Origin of the sequence: Pseudomonas sp. IT-P12 (assembly GCF_949767465.1) — a bacterium.
Taxonomy (GTDB): Bacteria; Pseudomonadota; Gammaproteobacteria; order Pseudomonadales; family Pseudomonadaceae; genus Aquipseudomonas.
Genome location: NZ_CATKPY010000022.1, coordinates 766,199 through 784,080 on the forward strand (window position 1 = coordinate 766,199; position 17,882 = coordinate 784,080).

Annotated in this window: 3 protein-coding genes and 1 pseudogene; all 4 read right to left on the reverse strand. The window is 65.6% G+C overall.

All coding sequences use genetic code 11. The features are described from left to right. Positions 1-153 precede the first annotated feature (153 nt). The gene (locus ACM6IM_RS18235) at positions 154-3,378 is read right to left on the reverse strand and encodes a non-ribosomal peptide synthetase (RefSeq protein WP_414865911.1); all 3,225 of its coding nucleotides are present in this window, start codon (positions 3,376-3,378) and stop codon (positions 154-156) included. Next, positions 3,375-13,685 (reverse strand): amino acid adenylation domain-containing protein, encoded by a 10,311-nt coding sequence (locus tag ACM6IM_RS18240; RefSeq protein ID WP_414865925.1) that lies wholly within the window; start codon positions 13,683-13,685, stop codon positions 3,375-3,377. Before ACM6IM_RS18240 ends, ACM6IM_RS18235 begins: the two co-directional genes overlap by 4 nt. Next, a pseudogene (locus ACM6IM_RS18245) lies at positions 13,659-16,718 on the reverse strand (amino acid adenylation domain-containing protein); the annotation flags it as partial. The pseudogene ACM6IM_RS18245 and the gene ACM6IM_RS18240, both read right to left, overlap by 27 nt. A 143-nt stretch (positions 16,719-16,861) precedes the next feature. Beyond that, on the reverse strand, positions 16,862-17,882 hold a 1,021-nt coding region (locus tag ACM6IM_RS18250), incomplete at its 5' end, for an AMP-binding enzyme (protein ID WP_414865912.1).

Genomic DNA, 17,882 nt, shown 5'->3' on the forward strand with positions numbered 1-17,882 from the left:
GCCCGCCCGGACCGAGGTCGATTCCAAAAAAGCTTGAGCCCCCGTTGTGGGAGCGAGCCTGCTCGCGAAAAACCAGAGACCGCCGCTGGGTGTCAGACAACCCGCGGCGCCTTCCAGTCCATCGCGAGCAAGGACTAGGCGTCCCCCTCGCTCCTACAGGGTTTGTGCGGCTTTGGCTTGTTGCAGCTGCCGGGCTTTCTCGGTCAGCAACGCTTTCTCTTCCGGGCTCATGGTGTCCAGGCGCAAGCGGGCCTGGGCGATTTTTTCCAGTTGGCCGGGGCTGCTTTCGCCGGCGCGTAGCGCCTGGGCCAGACCGGCCACGGTCGGGTGATCGAACACCAGGCCCGGCTGGATCTCGCACTGCAGCAACTTGCGAATGCCTGCCACCAGTTTGATCACCAGCAACGAATGGCCACCGGCGGCGAAGAAGTCGCGGTCGATGCCCAGGCGTGGCAGGTCGAGCAGTTGCGCCATGCGCGCCGCGAGCAGTTGCTCGAGGGAATCGCGGGGGGCCAGGCCAACGTCGGCGGCGGAGGTTGCACCGAGCTGCTGCAACGCCTTGCGGTCGATCTTGCCGTTGGCCAGACGCGGGAAGCTGTCAACCGCCTGGATCTGCTGCGGCAGCATCACGCTGGGCAGGCGCAGGGCCAGTTCTTCGCGCAGGTGCTCGAGCCAGTCGGCCGCAGGCGTCTGCCGGGGCACGACGAAGGCCAGCAGGCCCTCTTGCGCCGTAGAGCCCGGCAGTACCAGGGCTTGCGCGACCTGTGGCAGGCGCAGCAATTGGGCTTCAATCTCGGCCAGCTCGATGCGGAAACCCCGCACCTTGACCTGCTGATCGCGCCGCCCCTGCAACTGGATCGACAGGTCCGGACGGTAGCGCGCCAGATCCCCGGTGCGATACAGCCGCTGCGAGGCGTCGAAGGGGCTCTGGATAAACGCCTGCGCATCCGCGTCGGCGTTGAGGTAGCCCCGACACAGCTGTGCGCCGCCCAGGTACAACTCGCCCGGCACACCGACCGGCGCCAGTTGCAGCGCTTCATCGAGCACGTACACCTGATTGTTGCCCAGCACCTGACTGAGCGCGGCCGTGTCCGGGGTATTTAGCGCCAGCGGATGGACCAGCACCCCCACCGTCGCTTCGGTCGGACCGTAGTGATTGAACACCCGGCAATCGCTGCGCAGGTCAGCGATGCGCGTGATCAAGGCCGGAGCAATCGGTTCGCCGCCAAGAATCAGCGTGTGCGGCAGTTGCGCGTGCTCACTGTCGAGCAACGCAGCGAGGTGCGACGGCACGATCTTCAGGCAATCGATGGCCTGCTGTTGCAGGAACGCGCCGAACAGCGCGCCGTCCTGCATCTGCTCGTCCGTGGCCACGTGCAGCGTGGCGCCGTTGAACAGCGCACCGAACAATGCGGTGTTGCCCAGGTCCGCCGCCACCGTGGAGGTGAAGCCCACGTGCCGGCACTGGTCCAGTCCCAGCGCCACGCTGACCTGCGCGGTGTAGTTGAGCAATTGGCGATGTTCGATGACCACGCCTTTGGGGATACCGGTGGAGCCCGAGGTGAACAGCACGTAGGCGGCCTCCTCACCCTGTGTCGCGGGCTCGCTTGTACGAGTGACCACCGGTGTCGCGTTCAGCAACTGCGTCAATGTACTCACGCGTAACCCGGTGCCCTGCCACTGTTCGAGCTGCGCGGCATCGACCAACAACAGGTTGGCGGCGGCCTGCTCCAGCATCAGGGCCTGACGCGCCTTTGGCCATTGCGGGTCCAGCGGCAGATACGCCGCCCCCACCTGCCAGGCCGCCAGTATCGCCACCACCAGATCAGCCGAACGGGGCAGCGCCAGCGCGACGATCGCGCCACGCCTCACCCCTTGGGCATGCAGGGCATCCGCCAGTGTCGTCACCTGGGCCTGCAATTGCCCGTAGCTCAGGCGTTGCGTGGCGTCGGTCAGGGCAATCGCCTGCGGCGTGGCGCGGGCGTGTTCGGCAATGCGTTGCGGCAGGTAGCGAGCCTCCACGGCGTGCGGCGCCGGGTTGATTGCCAACAGGCGCTGCTGTTCGTCAGGGCCCAGCAACGACAACCGGCCAAGTTCGGCCTCGGGCGTGGCGACGATGGCGGCAAGCAATACTTTGAACTGGGCGATCAAGCCGTCCATCGCCTGCACGCTGTAGCGCGACGCGGCGAATTGCAGGTGCAACGCCAACGGGTTTTCGCCATCGTCCAACTCGGTTTGCAGCAGCAATTCCACGTTGGCTTGCGGCTGTGGACGCTGCACCGGAAGCCAATGCAACGCGCTGGTCTCGGCACGCGGCGCGCGCCACCGGGCGAAACCATACGCCGGCAGCGCCGCTGCCGGCGCCAGTTCGGGCGACCAGTATTCCTGCCAGGTGCGATGTTCATCCAAGCGGGTCGCCAGGTCTTTCAGCCAGCGGTCGAATGGCGTCGTCGTCGGCAGCGACAGGTTCAGCGGCAGGCTGCGCTCGAAAACGCCCACGGCGTCGGCGAAATACTCGTAATCCTCGCGGCTGTCATGACGCAGCCCCACCAGCATCTGCTCATGCCCGCTCAAACGGCCGAGCAATAACCACCAGGCCGCTTGCAACAACAGGGCAGGCGGATGTTGCAGCGCATCGGAGACCCGGCGCAAACCACTTTGCAGTGAAGACCCCAGAGCGCTGCTCAGTAATGACGTGCCCGCCGCTGCTTCACCACTCGAATCACGATAGGCCAACCACGGGCTGGACAGCTCGACGTCTGCGCCTTGCAGGTGTTGCTGCCAATAGTGGCGCGCTCCGGCGGCGTCCTCGTCGAGCACCACTTCGCTGCGCCATTCCAGGTACTGGGTGAACTCGCCTGGCGCGTCGTCGTCCCCTGGCAACCCCTGTTCATAGGCCAGACGCAGCTGCTGATCAAGCCGCTGCAAGCCGTTTTCATCGGTGCTGTGCCGGGCAATACCGATCACCAGTTTCCACTGATCGTCCGCCAGACGGTAAAGCACCGCCTGAGCATTCTCCGACTCGCCCACCACAAACGAGCGCGCCGCCCACTCCGCGATTTGCGCCTGGATGCCAGCCTCGGTGTCGATGCGGGCCTGGACCGTCAACGGGAAGCGCCCGGCCGCCGCCGCGAACTGCCGAAGGCCATGCAGCCCCGCCACCCTGCCCAGGTGCGCGAGCAGCATCGGCTGTTGCGCCAGCACTGCATCCAGGGCGGTTTGCAGGCGCTGCGGGTCGAGTGCGCCGTTGATCGCGACTTCGAGGAAGTGCAGCGCATCGGCGCAGCGCGACACCTTCGGCAATTGCTCCAGCACCCGTTGCTGCTCCGGTGTCAGGGCGTAACCCAGGTCCTGCGGGTCCATCGATAGTGGGTTCATGCGCCGGTTTCCTCGGTGTTCGTTGCGCCCTGGGCGGTTGTCGCCGAGGGCTGCGCATCCAGGGCGCTGTGGTCGTACATGTCGCCCATGGCGACAACGATTTTGCGGGGGCCTTCGTACGGATCACGGGCATGGGCCACCAGCATGTTGTCCAGCAGGATCGCGTCGCCCTTCTGCCAGTCGAAACGCACCGCGCATTCCTCGTACAGATCGCCGATGCGCTGCATGACGTCGTCTTCAATCGGCGTGCCGTCGCCGTAGAACACGTGGCGGGGCATGCGGTCCAGGCCGAACATCGACAGCAGGTCCTCGCGCACCTGCGGCTCCAGCCAGTAGATGTGATGCAGCTGCACCTGGTTGAAGAACGACTTGGCGCCGGTCACCGGGTGACGAATGATCGCCGGGCCCGGCGTGCGGGTTTGCAGTTCATCGTTGTCGAGCCAGCGCCACTCGATGCCACCGGCGCGGCAACGGGCTTCGACTTCGGCGCGGTCGTCGGTCTTGAAGAAGTGCTGCCAGGACACGTCGAGTTTGTCGGTGAAGGTGCGCACGTACAGCAGGCCCTTGTCCTCGAACTTGTCGCGCAGGTCCGCCGGCAGCTTTTCGTACATCAACCGGCAATCGACCACCGGGGTTGCGCCGCCGGACAGCGACGGCTGCTCGCAATAGAACATCTGCTTGCGCGGCCAGCGGTCCTGATGGGAGCTCTCGTTGTGGAACAGGATCATCTTGCGCTCCGGGTACGGCGTGGAGCGGTAGGTGTTCTTGCCACCCTCCTTCTTCGGCAGGTCACCGTACTGCCCGTAGAGGCCCGGCTGGATCGCCTCGGCGAAGGCTTCGAAACCCTGGATGCCGTCCAGCGCAAAACCACGGAACAGAATACCGGCGTGCTCGGCGAGTTTCTGTTCGATCAACGGCCGGTTCTGCCTGATCCACTCGATCAGGTCCAGCTGCGGTTCGTTCGGCTCCATCAACAGGGGAAACGGCTGCGGCGCGGCCAGCAGCGATTCACGCACGGGCGCGGGGCGGATTTTGGCGACGGTGGTCGCCGAACGTTTGAGGAATTTGCCGAGTTTGTCGGCTTTCGGTCCCGGCGCAGCGGGCCTGGCGGCCACGGCTGAATGTTCGACTGGCATGCTGATAGCTCCCAATTGAATGTCCTGATCAGCGACGATCTGTTCCAACAGGGCTATCCAGGCCTTGACCAGGGACTGAATGCGCTCGTGTCCGAACAAGGTTGTGGCGAATTGCCAATTACCCAGCAATTGCCCTTCTTCATCGTCAACGAACAACGCCATGTCGAATTTAGAATGGGACTCCAGCACCGGCAGCGTTTCCACGCTCAAACCGCCGAGGGTCTGCACGCTGCCGGGCAGGTTGTTCATCACGAACAACACCTGCACCAGCGGGTTCATGCCTTTGTGGCGCGGCACCCCCGACGTGTCGACGATCATGTCGAAGGGCAGGTCCTGATGCTCCAGGGCGCCGAGCAGGGTTTGCTGGGTGCGGGCCAGGAAGCTGGAGAACGTGGAACCGGCGTCGAACCGCGAACGCAGGGGCAGGACGTTGACGAAGAAGCCGATCAGGCGTTCCAGTTCCGGCTGCCCGCGACCGGCGACATCGGCGCCGACCAGCACGTCCGCCGCGCCGCTGACCTGGTGCAACAGCACCTGGAAGGACGCCAGCAGCGTGCTGTACAAGGTCACGCCGGCCTGGGTGGAATGCTGGCGCAGGGCGCGGGTCAACCCGGCCTCCAGGCGGAACTGCACCGAGTCGCCCTCGAACGAGGGCACCAGGCCGCGAGGGTTGTCCGTCGGCAGCGACAATTGGCCGCTGCAACCGGCCAGTTGGCCTTTCCAGTACGCCGCCTGCTGGTCGAGTACGCCTCGCTGTTCCAGCGCCTGTTGCCACAGGGCGAAATCCGAATACTGCACGTCCAGCGCCGGCAATGGTGTGCGGTCGAGGCCCTCGCTCTGGTGGTAGATCCGCACCAGTTCGTTGACCAGCACCCCCATCGACCAACCGTCGGAAATGATGTGGTGCATGCCATACAGCATCACATGCTCGGTCGGTCCCAGGTGCAGGATTCGCCCACGCCACAGCGGCGCCTGCTCCAGGTCGATCGGCGTGCGCACGTTGTCCAGCGCCGCCTGGGCCACCTGTTCCTCCTGGGCACTGCGTGACAATCCGGACAGATCGGTCACCGGGAAGTCGACCGCCACCTGTTCGCTGATCAGCGCAATCGGGTCGCCCTCATCGTCCTGGACATACGCCGTGCGCAGCACTTCATGACGACGCACCACTTCGGCAAAACTGCTCACCAGGCGCTCGATGGACAACTCGCCGCGCAGGCGCAGGGCCATCGGCATGCCATAGGCCGAGGTGCCACCGGACAGCTGTTCGGCGATCCACAGGCGCCGTTGCACCAGCGACAGCGGCGCGACGGTTTTACGGCCGTGCGCCAGCAGCGGCGGCACCTCGACCAACGGCCTGTCCTGCGCCTGCATCCACATCGCCAGGTCCTGCAGCTGTGGATGGTTGAACAGGTCGCGCAGGCTCAACGGACAATCGGTGAGTTTGCGCAAGCGTGAGACCACCTGGGTCGCCAGCAGCGAATGCCCGCCCAGCTCGAAGAAGTGATCGGTGCGCCCGACCTGTTCCAGCTCCAGCACGTCCTGCCAGACCGTGGCGATCTGCTGTTCCAGCGGGCCGACGGGGGCGACAAAATCACCGCTGGCTGCGCTGGCATCGACCCCCGGCAAGGCTTTGCGGTCGATCTTGCCGTTGGGGCTCATCGGCAGGGTTTCGAGCAGCAGCACATGCGCCGGCACCATGTAATCCGGCAGGCTGGCGCGCAACCGCGCCTTGAGGCCCTCACGCAAAAGCGCCTGCGCCGAAGCGTCGCCGCGTGCCAATGCCGGGTCATCGAACGCCACGTAGGCCACCAGTTGCTGACCGATGGCCGCCGGTTGCGCCACCACCAGGGCCTGGCGTACCGAGGGCGCCTGGAGCAGGTGGGTCTCGATTTCACCCAGCTCGATGCGGAAGCCGCGAATCTTCACCTGATGGTCGAGACGCCCGGCGTAGTCGATCAACCCGTCGGGGCGATAACGCGCCAGGTCGCCGGTGCGGTACAGGCGCCCGCCGCCCAGCGGGTCGAACGGGTCGGGAATGAACCGCTCGGCCGTCAGGTCCGGCCGGTTGAAGTAACCACGGGCCAGCAGATCGCCGCCGATCACCAGCTCGCCGACCACGCCGACCGGTGCCGGTTGGCCGTGGATGTCCAGCACATGCAGGCCGCGTCCCTGCAACGCATGGCCAATCGGCATGGTTGCCGGCAACGGCTTGAGGCCCAAGGCGTAATCAGCGCAATCGAGTTCGGTGGCACTGACCGTGGCCTCGGTCGGGCCATAGGTGTTGAGCAACTGCACGTGGCCCAGGCCTGCCTTGGCCCAGGTGGCCACGCCTTCGGGCGGCATCGCTTCGCCGCCGACGCTGACCAGTCGCAGCACGCCATAGTCGCGGGGAGCGCTGGCTGCGAAATCCTTGACCAGCATGTTCCAGTAGGCCGTGGTCAGGTCGCTGACCGTGATCCGGTGGTCCAGCACCTGGCGATGCCAGGTTTCGCTGTCCCAGATGTCCGGGCCGCGCAGGATCACCGTGGCCCCGCAGATCAGCGGTGGATAAAGCTGCTCGACGAAGGCATCGAAGTTGAAGGTAGCGAATTGCAGGCAGCGATCGGCGGCGCTGAGACCATGGAAACCCACGGTCGTCTGGGCATGCCGCGACAACGCCGAATGGTCGATGGCCACGCCTTTGGGGCGCCCGGTGGAACCGGAGGTGAACATCACATAGGCGAGGTTCTGCGCGCCGCATCGCACCGGCAGGTTGTCGTTCTGCGCTGGCAACTGGAGTTGATCGAGGCTGAGCACGCTGACGTCTTGCACGACGGGCAACGCACCCAGCAAATGGCCCTGGGTCAGCAACACGCGCAGTCCGCTGTCTTCGATCATCGCCCCGAGTCGCTCGGCCGGGTATTCCGGGTCCAGCGGCACGTAGGCGCCACCGGCCTTGAGCACCGCCAGCAGGCTGACAATCATCTGCACCGAACGCTCGACCGCGATCCCCACCAGCACATCCGGGCCGACGCCCTGCTGCACCAGCACATGCGCCAGCTGGTTGGCCTGGGCGTTGAGCGCGGTGTAGCTCAGGCGCTGCTCGTTGTAGATCAACGCGATTGCCTCCGGGGTCCTGGCCACCTGCTGCTCGAACATCTGCTGCACGCGGTGCTCATCGCCCGGTTGCACCAGGACTTCGCGCAGCGCCACCGGCACCAGGGTCAGCTCACCCAGGCAACGCTCGGCCGGGGCCTGGACCATCTGCTGCAAGAGCTGGTCGAGGCAGGCTGCCAGTTGCTCGATCACCGCGCCATCGAACTGTTGACGGTTGTAGCTGAACTGCATCGACAACTGCTCGCCGAGCATGACCGACAGCGTCAGCGGGTAGTTGGTCTGTTCGAAGTTCGCCACCTCGCCAAAGCGCAGGTCCTGCGACCCGCCCTGTTGCAAGGCGTCGGCAATCGGGTAGTTCTCGAACACCAGGATGTTGTCGAACAGCGCTTCACCGCCCTGCCCGGCCCAACGCTGGATGTCGAACAGCGGCGTGTGTTCCTGCTCGCGCAGCAGCAGGTTCTGCCCCTGCACCTGTTGCAGCCATTGCTGCAACGGTTGCTCGGCGCGCGGGCTGGCAATGACCGGCAAGGTGTTGATGAACAGGCCGATCTGCTGTTCGACGCCGCTCAGTTGCGCCGGACGCCCGGACACCGTGGCGCCGAAACACACCGTGTCCTGACCGGTGCAGCGCTGCAACAGCAACAGCCACGCGGCCTGCACCAGGGTGTTGGCGGTGATCTTGTGCGCTCGCGAAAATTGCTGGAGTTCGGTGGTGCGCCGGGTGTCGAGGTCGAGGAAATACTCGCCCTGGCCCGCGCCTTCGCGGCCACGGTGAATCAATGCCTTGGCCAGGCAGGTCGGCTCCTCGAATTCAGTCAGTTGTGCCTTCCAGAAGGTTTCGCTGGCCTGCCCGTCCTGACGCGCCAGCCATTCGATGTAGTCGCGATAACGCCCGCCACCGAGCGACGGAGCCTGCCCGTTGTAGCGCTGCAAGACGTCGCCCAGCAATTGCGAATTGCTCCAGCCGTCCATCAGGATGTGGTGGCTGGTGTAGATCAGGTGATAACGCCCGTCACCCACCTGCACCAGCACCAGACGCAACAGCGGCGCGGCATGCAGGTCGAAGCCCTGCCGCCGTTGCTCGCTCGCCAGTTCCGCCAGCGCCTGCGGCAGATCGCTGCGCTCGCGCCAGTCCAGAACGCTGAACGGCACCGCCAGGTCCTTGTGGATCACTTGCAGCGGACGCTGCACATCGCCGTCCCAGACAAAGCTGCTGCGCAGCACATCGTGGACGTCCATCGCCGCCTGCCAGGCTTCGCGGAAGCGTTCGACGTGCAGACCGTCCACGTTCACGCACAGCTGATTGATGTAATCGCCCGCCTGTTGTTCGTAGAGGGTGTGGAACAGCATGCCTTGCTGCATCGGCGACAGCGGGTAGATGTCTTCGATTCGGCGCGGGGTGAGCGCCAGCGCGTCGAGTTGCGCCTGGGTCAGCCCGGCCAGCGGGAAGTCGGACGGCGTCAGCCCCTGGTGCTGCGGCTGGCAGCAATGCTCGATCACACGCTCCAGCTCGCGGCCATAGGCCTGGGCCAGGCGCGAGAGAGTCGATTCATCGAACATCTGCCCGCTGAAGGTCCAGTCAATGTGCAATTCGCCGCCATACACCCGGCCATTCAGCGTCAGCCAGTTGTCCAGCGTGGCCAGCGGACTCTGGGGGGCGCCCGCCGACTCGGTGGCCGGGGTGAACAAGGCGCCGGCGTCTTCGGCGAAACCGGCGTCGAACTGGCCCAGGTAGTTGAAGGTGATGCGCGGCACCGGCAGTGCCTTGAGGGCCTGCCGGGTGGCGTCGTTGCCCAGGTAGCGCAATGCGCCAAACCCCAGGCCCTTGTCGGGGATGGCACGCAGTTGTTCCTTGATGGCCTTGATCGACGCACCGGTTTCGGTGGTCGGGGTCAGGCGCACCGGGAACAGGCTGGTGAACCAGCCGACACTGCGGCTCAGGTCGAGCTCGTCGAACAACGCTTCGCGGCCATGGCCTTCAAGCTGGATCAAGGTCGATGTCTCGCCCGTCCACTCGCCGATCACCCGCGCCAGCGCGGTCAGCAGCAGATCGTTGATCTGTGTGCGGTAGGCGGCTGGCGCCTGCTGCAACAGGTGGCGCGTCTGCACCGGGTCGAGCCGGGTCTGTACGTGCCGGGCATGCCGATTGTGCAACTCGCCCTGTGGCCGTTCACACGGCAGGTCCGCCCGCGCCCCTTGCAGTTGCGCGCGCCAGAAGCCGAGCTGGGCCTGCGTCGCCGGACTGTCGGCATGGGCCTGAAGACGGCGGGCCCAGGCCTGGGTGGAACTGGTCTTGGGCGGCAGCTGGAGAACCTGGCCGGCCTGCAATTGCTCATAAGCCTGTTGCAGGTCTTCCAGCAGAATGCGCCAGGACACGCCATCCACCACCAGGTGATGAATCACCAGCAGCAAGCGCTGGCTGCCATCGGCCAGGTTCGCCAGCACCGCACGCACCAGCGGACCGTTGCCCAGGTCGAGGCTGCGCTGGGCTTGCTCGGCCCATTGCTCGAGGGCCGCTGCATCGGCCACGTCCGCTTGCCACAGCAACGACGCCGGTTGACCGGACAGGGAACGATGGGTGGCAAGCGGTTGGCCGTGTTCGATGCTGAACGCCAGGCGCAACGCATCGTGATGCGCGACCAGCGCCTGCAACGCCTGCTCCAGGTGCCCGGCGTGGAGCGGTCGGGCAGTCTTGAGCAGCACGGACTGGTTCCAGTGGTGCGGTTCGGCGAGGTCGCGTTCGAAGAACAGGTGCTGGAACGGCAGCAGCGGCGTCGGGCCGGTGACCGGACCCTGATCGATGCTCAGCGCCCCCTCGCCCGTCGTTGCCACCGTCGCCAGGCTTTGCACGGTCTGGTGCAGGAACAGGTCTTTGGGGCTGAAATGAATCCCCGCCTGACGGGCGCGACTGACCACTTGAATGGAAATGATCGAGTCACCGCCCAGCTCGAAGAAGTTGTCGCCGGTGCCCACGGGCGCACGCCCCAGCACGCTTTGCCAGATTTCCACCAGCGCCTGTTCGATGGCCGTGGTTGGCGCACTGTAGGCGTCGCGGCTGACCTGAGTATCGGCTTTCGGCAGCGCCTTGCGTTCAAGCTTGCCGTTCGGGCTGACCGGCATTTTTTCCAGCCACAGCCAGTGCTGCGGCACCATGTACTCCGGCAGGCTTTGGCTCAGGTGCACTTTCAACACTTGCGCCAGTGCGCGACGCGTCGCGTCATCGGCGTGCAGCAGCGCCGCATCGTGCGGCACCACGTAGGCCACCAGCAGCGTGTTGTCCTGGGCGATGACCACGGTTTCGCGGACGTCGGCGTGTTCAGCCAGGCGTGCTTCGATTTCGCCCAGCTCGATGCGCAAGCCACGGATCTTCACCTGATGGTCGATGCGCCCGGCGTATTCGATCACGCCATCGGCGCGGTAGCGCGCCAGGTCGCCCGTGCGGTACAGGCGAGCGCCGGCACCGAACGGGCTGGTGACGAAACGCTCGGCGGTCAGCGAGGGACGGCGGTGGTAACCACGGGCCAGGCCTTCGCCGCCCAGGTACAGCTCGCCGATCACCCCGACCGGCAGCGGTGCCAGTTCGGCGTCGAGGACGTAGGTCGACAGGTTGGCAATGGGCTGGCCGATCGGCACCACGTCGCGCCCTTCGTCCACGCAGGTCCAGTGGGTGACGTCGATGGCCGCCTCGGTCGGACCGTACAGGTTGTACAGGCCGGCGTTCGGCAACTGGGCGAATACCTGCTGCTGCGCATCCACTGGCAGGGCCTCGCCGCTGCAAACGATGCGGGTCAGGCTGGTGCAGGTGGCCACGGCCGGGTCCTGCACGAACGCCTGCAACATCGACGGCACGAAGTGCAGCGTGGTGATCCGCTGCGCGGTGATCAACTCGATCAGTTGCGCCGGATCGCGGTGTGCGCCCGGGGCGGCGACCACCAGGGTAGAACCGGTCAGCAGCGGCCAGAAGAACTCCCAGACCGACACGTCAAAACTGAACGGGGTCTTTTGCAGGACCTTGTCCGACGCGTCGAGGCCATAGGCCTGCTGCATCCAGCACAAGCGATTGACCAGGGCCGAATGGCGGTTGGCCGCGCCCTTGGGTTTGCCGGTGGAGCCAGAGGTGTAGATCACGTAGGCGAGGTTTTCGCCATTGAGCAGCGGATGCGGGTTGGCGTCGCTGCGTCCGTCCAGCCAACCGTCATCCTGATCCAGCACCAGGCTGCGGATGCCCGCCGGAATCGGCAGTTGCTCCAGCAGGTGATGTTGCGTCAGCAGCAGTTCGATGCCGCTGTCGTCGAACATATAGGCCAGGCGTTCCGCCGGATACTCCGGGTCCAACGGCACATAGGCGCCACCGGCCTTGAGAATCGCCAGCAGACCAACGACCATTTCCACCGAGCGCTCGAGCGCGATGCCCACCAGCACATCCGGACCGACGCCCTGCTCGATCAACACCTGGGCCAACTGATTGGCCCGCGCATTGAGCGCGGCGTAGCTCAGGCGCTGCCCGGCGAATACCAGCGCGCAGGCGTGCGGCGTTCTCTGCACCTGATCCTCGATCAACCCCTGCACGGTGCGCTGCAATGGGTAGTCGGCGGCGGTGGCGTTCCAGGCAACGACATGCTGTTGCCGCTCGCGTTCATCCAGCAGCGCCAGGTGCGCCACCGGACGATTGACGTCAGCCACCAGGTCGCGCAACAGGTTCAGCCAGTGACGCCCCATGCGCTCGATGGTCGACGCCTCGAACAGGTCGGTGGCGTAGGTCAGCGCGGCGTGCAGCCCCTGGGGGTTGTCGCTGGTGTCCAGGGTCAGGTCGAATTGCGCGTTGCGGTGCTCCCAGGCGAGGGGGTCCAGCTCGATGCCCGGCAACGCGGCGGCCATGCCTGATTCGACTTCGCTGCGATGGTTGAACATCGCTTGGAACAATGGGCTGTGGCTGAGGTTGCGCTGCACCTGCAAGGCATCGACCAGTTGCTCGAACGGCAGGTCCTGGTGCATCTGCGCCGCCATCGCCGTCTGCTTGACCTGTTGCAGCAATTGCGCCGCCGTCAGGTGTTCATCGAACGCCGCGCGCAACACCTGGGTGTTGACGAAGAAGCCGATCAGGCGCTCGGTTTCCAGGCGATTGCGGTTGGCAATCGGCACGCCGACGCGAATGTCGCTCTGGCCGCTGTAGCGGTGCAACAAGGCCTGGAACGAACCGAGCAACAGCATGAACAGGGTGACGTTTTCGCGACGGGCCAGGGCTTTCAGGTCCAGGGCCAGGGCGTCGTCGATCGGGATGGACCAGCGCGCACCGCGAAAACTCTGCTGCGCCGGGCGCGCATGATCGGTCGGCAGTTCCAGCAACGGTTGTTCGCTGCCCAGTTGCCCGGTCCAGTACGCCAGTTGGCGCTCCCGCTCACCGGCCGCCATCCAATGGCGCTGCCACACCGCGTAATCGGCATATTGCACGGGCAATGCCGGCAGTTCGACGGCCGAATACAGGGCCAGCAAGTCATCGACCAGCACCTGCAACGACCAGGCGTCGGCGACGATATGGTGCAGCGTCAGCACCAGCACATGGTCCTGCTCGCCCACCTGCAGCAGCACGCAGCGCACCAGCGCACCGTCGAGCAGATCGAACGGGCGTTGTGTCTCGTGCTCGACAAAGGCCTTGATGCCCGCCTCGTCAGCGTCTGCCAGACGCTGCTCGGTGAAGCTGACGCGCCCCTGCGCCTGGATCACCTGCGAGGTGTGCCCGTCTTGCTCGATGAACGCCGTGCGCAGGCTTTCATGGCGCTCGACCAGCGCCCGGAAGCTGCGTTGCAGGGCGTCCTTGTCCAGCGTGCCACGCAGGCGCAAGGCCGTGGGGATGTTGTAGGCGGCACTGTGCGGGTCCATTTTCCACAGGAACCATTGGCGTTCCTGGGCGAAAGACAACGGCAGCGGCTGCTCGCGCGACACCGAGTTGATCGCCGGAGTCCGGGCACCCTGCCCGGCGCCCAGCGACTGCACGAAATCCTCCAGTACGCTGTGCTCGAACAGGCTGCGCAACGGCACCTGAATGTCCAGCACCCGGCGTACCCGCGATACCACCTGCGTGACCAGCAGCGAGTGGCCGCCCAGTTCGAAGAAGTTGTCGTTCAAGCCGACGCGATCGAGCTTGAGCACGTCCTGCCAGATAGCGGCGACCTGCTGCTCGCGCTCGCTGCGGGGCGCCCGATAGTGCGTCTGCAACTGGCTGACGTCCGCCGCCGGCAGGGCCTTGCGATTGAGTTTGCCGTTGGGCGTCAGGGGCAGACGCGCCAGGAACAGCAGGTGCGCAGGCACCATGAATTCCGGCAGGCACGCCTTGAGCGCGGCCTTGAGTTCATCGCGCAGACGCTGCTGCTCGTCGGCCGCGTCGAGATCCAGCGGCGAGGCGACCACGTAGGCCACCAGTTGCTGGCTGCCCAACGCATCCTGGGCCAGCACCGCCACTTCCCGCACGCGGGGCTGTTCGAGCAGGCGCGCTTCGATTTCACCCAGTTCGATGCGGAAGCCGCGAATCTTCACCTGATGGTCGATCCGCCCCATGTATTCGAGCACGCCGTCGTGCCGGTGGCGCGCCAGGTCGCCGGTGCGGTACAGCCGCGTGCCGTTACCGAATGGATCGGGCAGGAAACGCTCGGCGGTCAGCGCCGGACGATCGTGATAACCACGGGCCAGGCCGTCGCCGCCAATCAGCAGTTCACCGATGGCGCCCGCCGGGTTCGGCGCCAGCTCGTCACCGAGGATGTACAGCGTGGTGTTGGCAATCGGTTGGCCAAGGTACGGCCGACGGTGTTCCTCGGTCAGTTGCCAGGCCGCCGACCAGATGGTGGTTTCGGTCGGGCCATAGAGGTTCCACACCTGCCCCGCCAGGCCGAGCATGCGCTGGGCCAGGTCGTCGGCCAGTGCTTCACCGCCACAGAGGAACGTGCAGCCGCGCAGGACCGACGCCTGCTCGTGGTCGAGCAGCATGCGCCAGGTGGATGGCGTGGCCTGCACGACACTGACCTGTTGCTCGGCGATCATGTCCAGCAGCGCTTGCGGGTCCTGGGCGGTCTGCTTGTCGACCAGCACCACACTGGCGCCGCAGAGCAAGGGGCCGTAGATCTCCAGGCCGAAAATATCGAACGAAAAGGTGGTCAGCGACAGTATGCGGTCGCGGGCGTCCAGCCCGGGCTCGCGCACCATGCTGGTGACGAAGTTCACCAGCGCCTGATGACGGACCATCACGCCCTTGGGCTTGCCGGTGGAACCGGAAGTGTAAATCGCGTAGGCGAGGTTTTCGCCGTCGAGGGCCACCTGCGGATCGGCGTCGCTGTAGCCTCGGGCGTGCTCGCCCTGCGGGTCGAGCAGCAGGGTCCGCACCCCATCGGGAATCGGCAACTGTTCGAGCAGGTGGGCCTGGGTCAGCAGCAATTGCAGGCCGCTGTCCTCGATCATGTGTGCCAGGCGGTCCTGCGGGTACTGCGGGTCGAGCGGCACGTAGGCACCGCCGGCCTTGAGAATCGCCAACAGGCCCACGAGCATTTCCAGGCTGCGATCAATGGCGATGCCGACCAGTCGATCCGGGCCGACACCGAGTTCGATCAGCCGGTGCGCCAGTTGATTGGCCTGGCGGTTGAGCTGCGCGTAATCCATCGCCTGCCCTTCGAACACCAGGGCCGTAGCCTCTGGCGTGCGCAGGGCCTGGGCTTCGATCAATTGATGAATGCAGCGATCACGAGGGTAATCCGCGCCGCTGTGGTTCCAGTCCACCAACACTTGCCGTCGCTCGTCCGCGTCCAGCAGCGCCAGCTCGCCGACCCGTTGCTGCGGGTCGGCGACAAGGCTGTTCAACAGGTTCTGCCAATGCCGGGCCAGACGCTCGATGGTCTCGCGCTCGAACAGATCGGTGGCGTAGGTCAACTGCGCGCCGAGCCCTTGCGCCTCGTCGAAGGTTTCCAGGGTCAGGTCGAACTGCGCGGTGCGCGCAGGCTGGTGCAGGTGGCGAATGGTCAGCGCCGATGGATCGGCGGCCTGGGCATTGCGGGTCGCGCCGCTGCTCTGGTGGTTGTACATGACCTGGAACAGCGGGCTGTAGCTCAGGCTGCGTTCCGGTTGCAGCGCCTCGACCAACTGCTCGAACGGCAGGTCCTGGTGGGCCTGGGCGGCCATCACCGAGTGTTTGACCTGGGCCAGCAGCGTGCTGAAGCGCGCCTGTGGATCGAACTCACTGCGCAACACCTGGGTGTTGACGAAGAAGCCGACCAGTCGCTCGGTTTCGACGCGGTTGCGGTTGGCCGTCGGTACGCCGACACGGATGTCGGCCTGACCGCTGTAACGGTGCAGCAAGGTCTGGAACGATGCCAGCAACACCATGAACAGCGTGACGTCCTGCGCCTTGGCCAGCGCCTTGAGCCGGTCGGCCAGCGCCGCCGGCAAGGCCAGTTCAACCCGCGCACCGCGCAGGCTCTGCACCGCCGGGCGCGGATGGTCGGCCGGCAGTTCCAGCACCGGGTGTTCGCTGCCCAACTGGGCCTGCCAGTAAGCCAACTGACGCTCGCGCTCACCGGCCTCCATCCAGTGCCGCTGCCAGATGCCGTAGTCGGCGTACTGGATCGACAGTGGCGGCAGCGTTGGCGCCTGGCCCTGACGGTAAGCGTCATACAGGTGCAGCAACTCCTCGACCATGACCCGCATCGACCCGCCATCCGAGGCGATGTGATGCTGGGTCAAGGTCAGGACATGCTCCCGGGCGCCAAGGCGCAGCAGGCTGACGCGCAACAGCGGGCCGTTGATCAGGTCGAAGGGCCGTGCGGTCTGTTCAGCGACGAACGCGTCGATCCGCGCTTCGCTCGGCAGCGTTGGGTCCGCGTCCTGCACGTCGATGGTCATGGCCATGTGCGGATGGATCACCTGCACCGCCCGGTCATCCTGTTGCTGGAAGGTGGTGCGCAGGCTCTGATGGCGCTCGATCAGGGCATTGAAGGCGCGTTCGAGCGCCGCCACGTCGAGCTCGCCCTGCAACTGCAGGGCACTGGGGATGTTGTAGGCGGCGCTGTCCGGGTCCATTTGCCAGAGGAACCACTGGCGCTCCTGGGCGAAGGACAACGGCACCGGATCGAACTGCGACTGGGTTTGCGGGATCGGCAGGTTGGCCGGCGACACCCCTTCCTCGAGCATCTTCTGCAGATACACCCTGCGCTTGTCGAGCGGCAAAGTAATGAAGCGCCGCGCAATCTTCAAAGCGACATTGGTATCCATCAAGCTTCCTCCATTTCGTCAAGCAGGGCGTCCAGCTTGCTCAGTTTCAACGTGTCGACCTGCTCACCGGCAGCGGCCAGACGGCTGACGAAATCTGTCAGTACGGGGTATTGAAAAATCAGTTGCGGGGTCAGTTTCAGCCCCAGTTCCAGTTGCAGCCGCGACACCACGTTCACCGCCAGCAGCGAGTGACCGCCGAGTTCGAAGAAGTGGTCATTCAGGCCGACCCGCTCCAGCTCCAGCACTTGCTGCCAGATCGCGGCCACCTGTTGCTCCAGCTCGCTGACGGGGGCGACGTAGCCGGCCTGCAACTGGCTGGCGTCCGCCGCCGGCAGCGCCTTGCGGTCGAGCTTGCCGTTGGGGGTCAAAGGCAACCGGGCGATGAACAGCAGATGGGCGGGCACCATGTACTCGGGCAGGCTGTCCTTGAGCCGCGCCTTGAGTGCTTCGCGCAGACGGCGTTGCGCTTCGGCATCGTCAGGCGCCAGCGACTCGGCGACCACGTAGGCCACCAGTTGCTGACCACCGAGACCGTCCTGCGCCAGCACCGCCACTTCGTCGACGCCGGGTTGTTGCAGCAGGCGGGCTTCGATTTCACTCAGCTCGATGCGGAAACCGCGGATTTTCACTTGATGGTCGATACGCCCGCGGTACTCGATCACACCGTCGGCCTGATAACGCACCAGGTCACCGGTGCGGTACAGGCGCTCGCCATTTCGGGCGAACGGGTTCGGCACGTACTTCTCGGCGGTCATCGCCGCACGCCCCAGGTAGCCACGGGTGATGCCCGCACCGGCCAGGTACAGCTCGGCCGAGACGCCTTGCGGCACCGGTTGCAGGTCGGCATCCAGCACGTAGCTGGCGGTGTGGTGCAGCGGCCGGCCGATGTTCGCCGTGCCCCCGGCGCTGCGGCGGGTCCAGGTGGAATAGGTGGTGTCTTCCGAGGGGCCGTACAGGTCGTAGACGTGCTCGACCGTTGACTGCTCGTAGAGCGCGTCCACCAGCGTTTGCTTCAGCGGC

Bases quoted from the DNA above. Each gene is read 5' to 3' on its own strand.
- ACM6IM_RS18235 (WP_414865911.1), bottom strand. From the start codon at position 3,378: ATGAACCCACTATCGATGGACCCGCAGGACCTGGGTTACGCCCTGACA.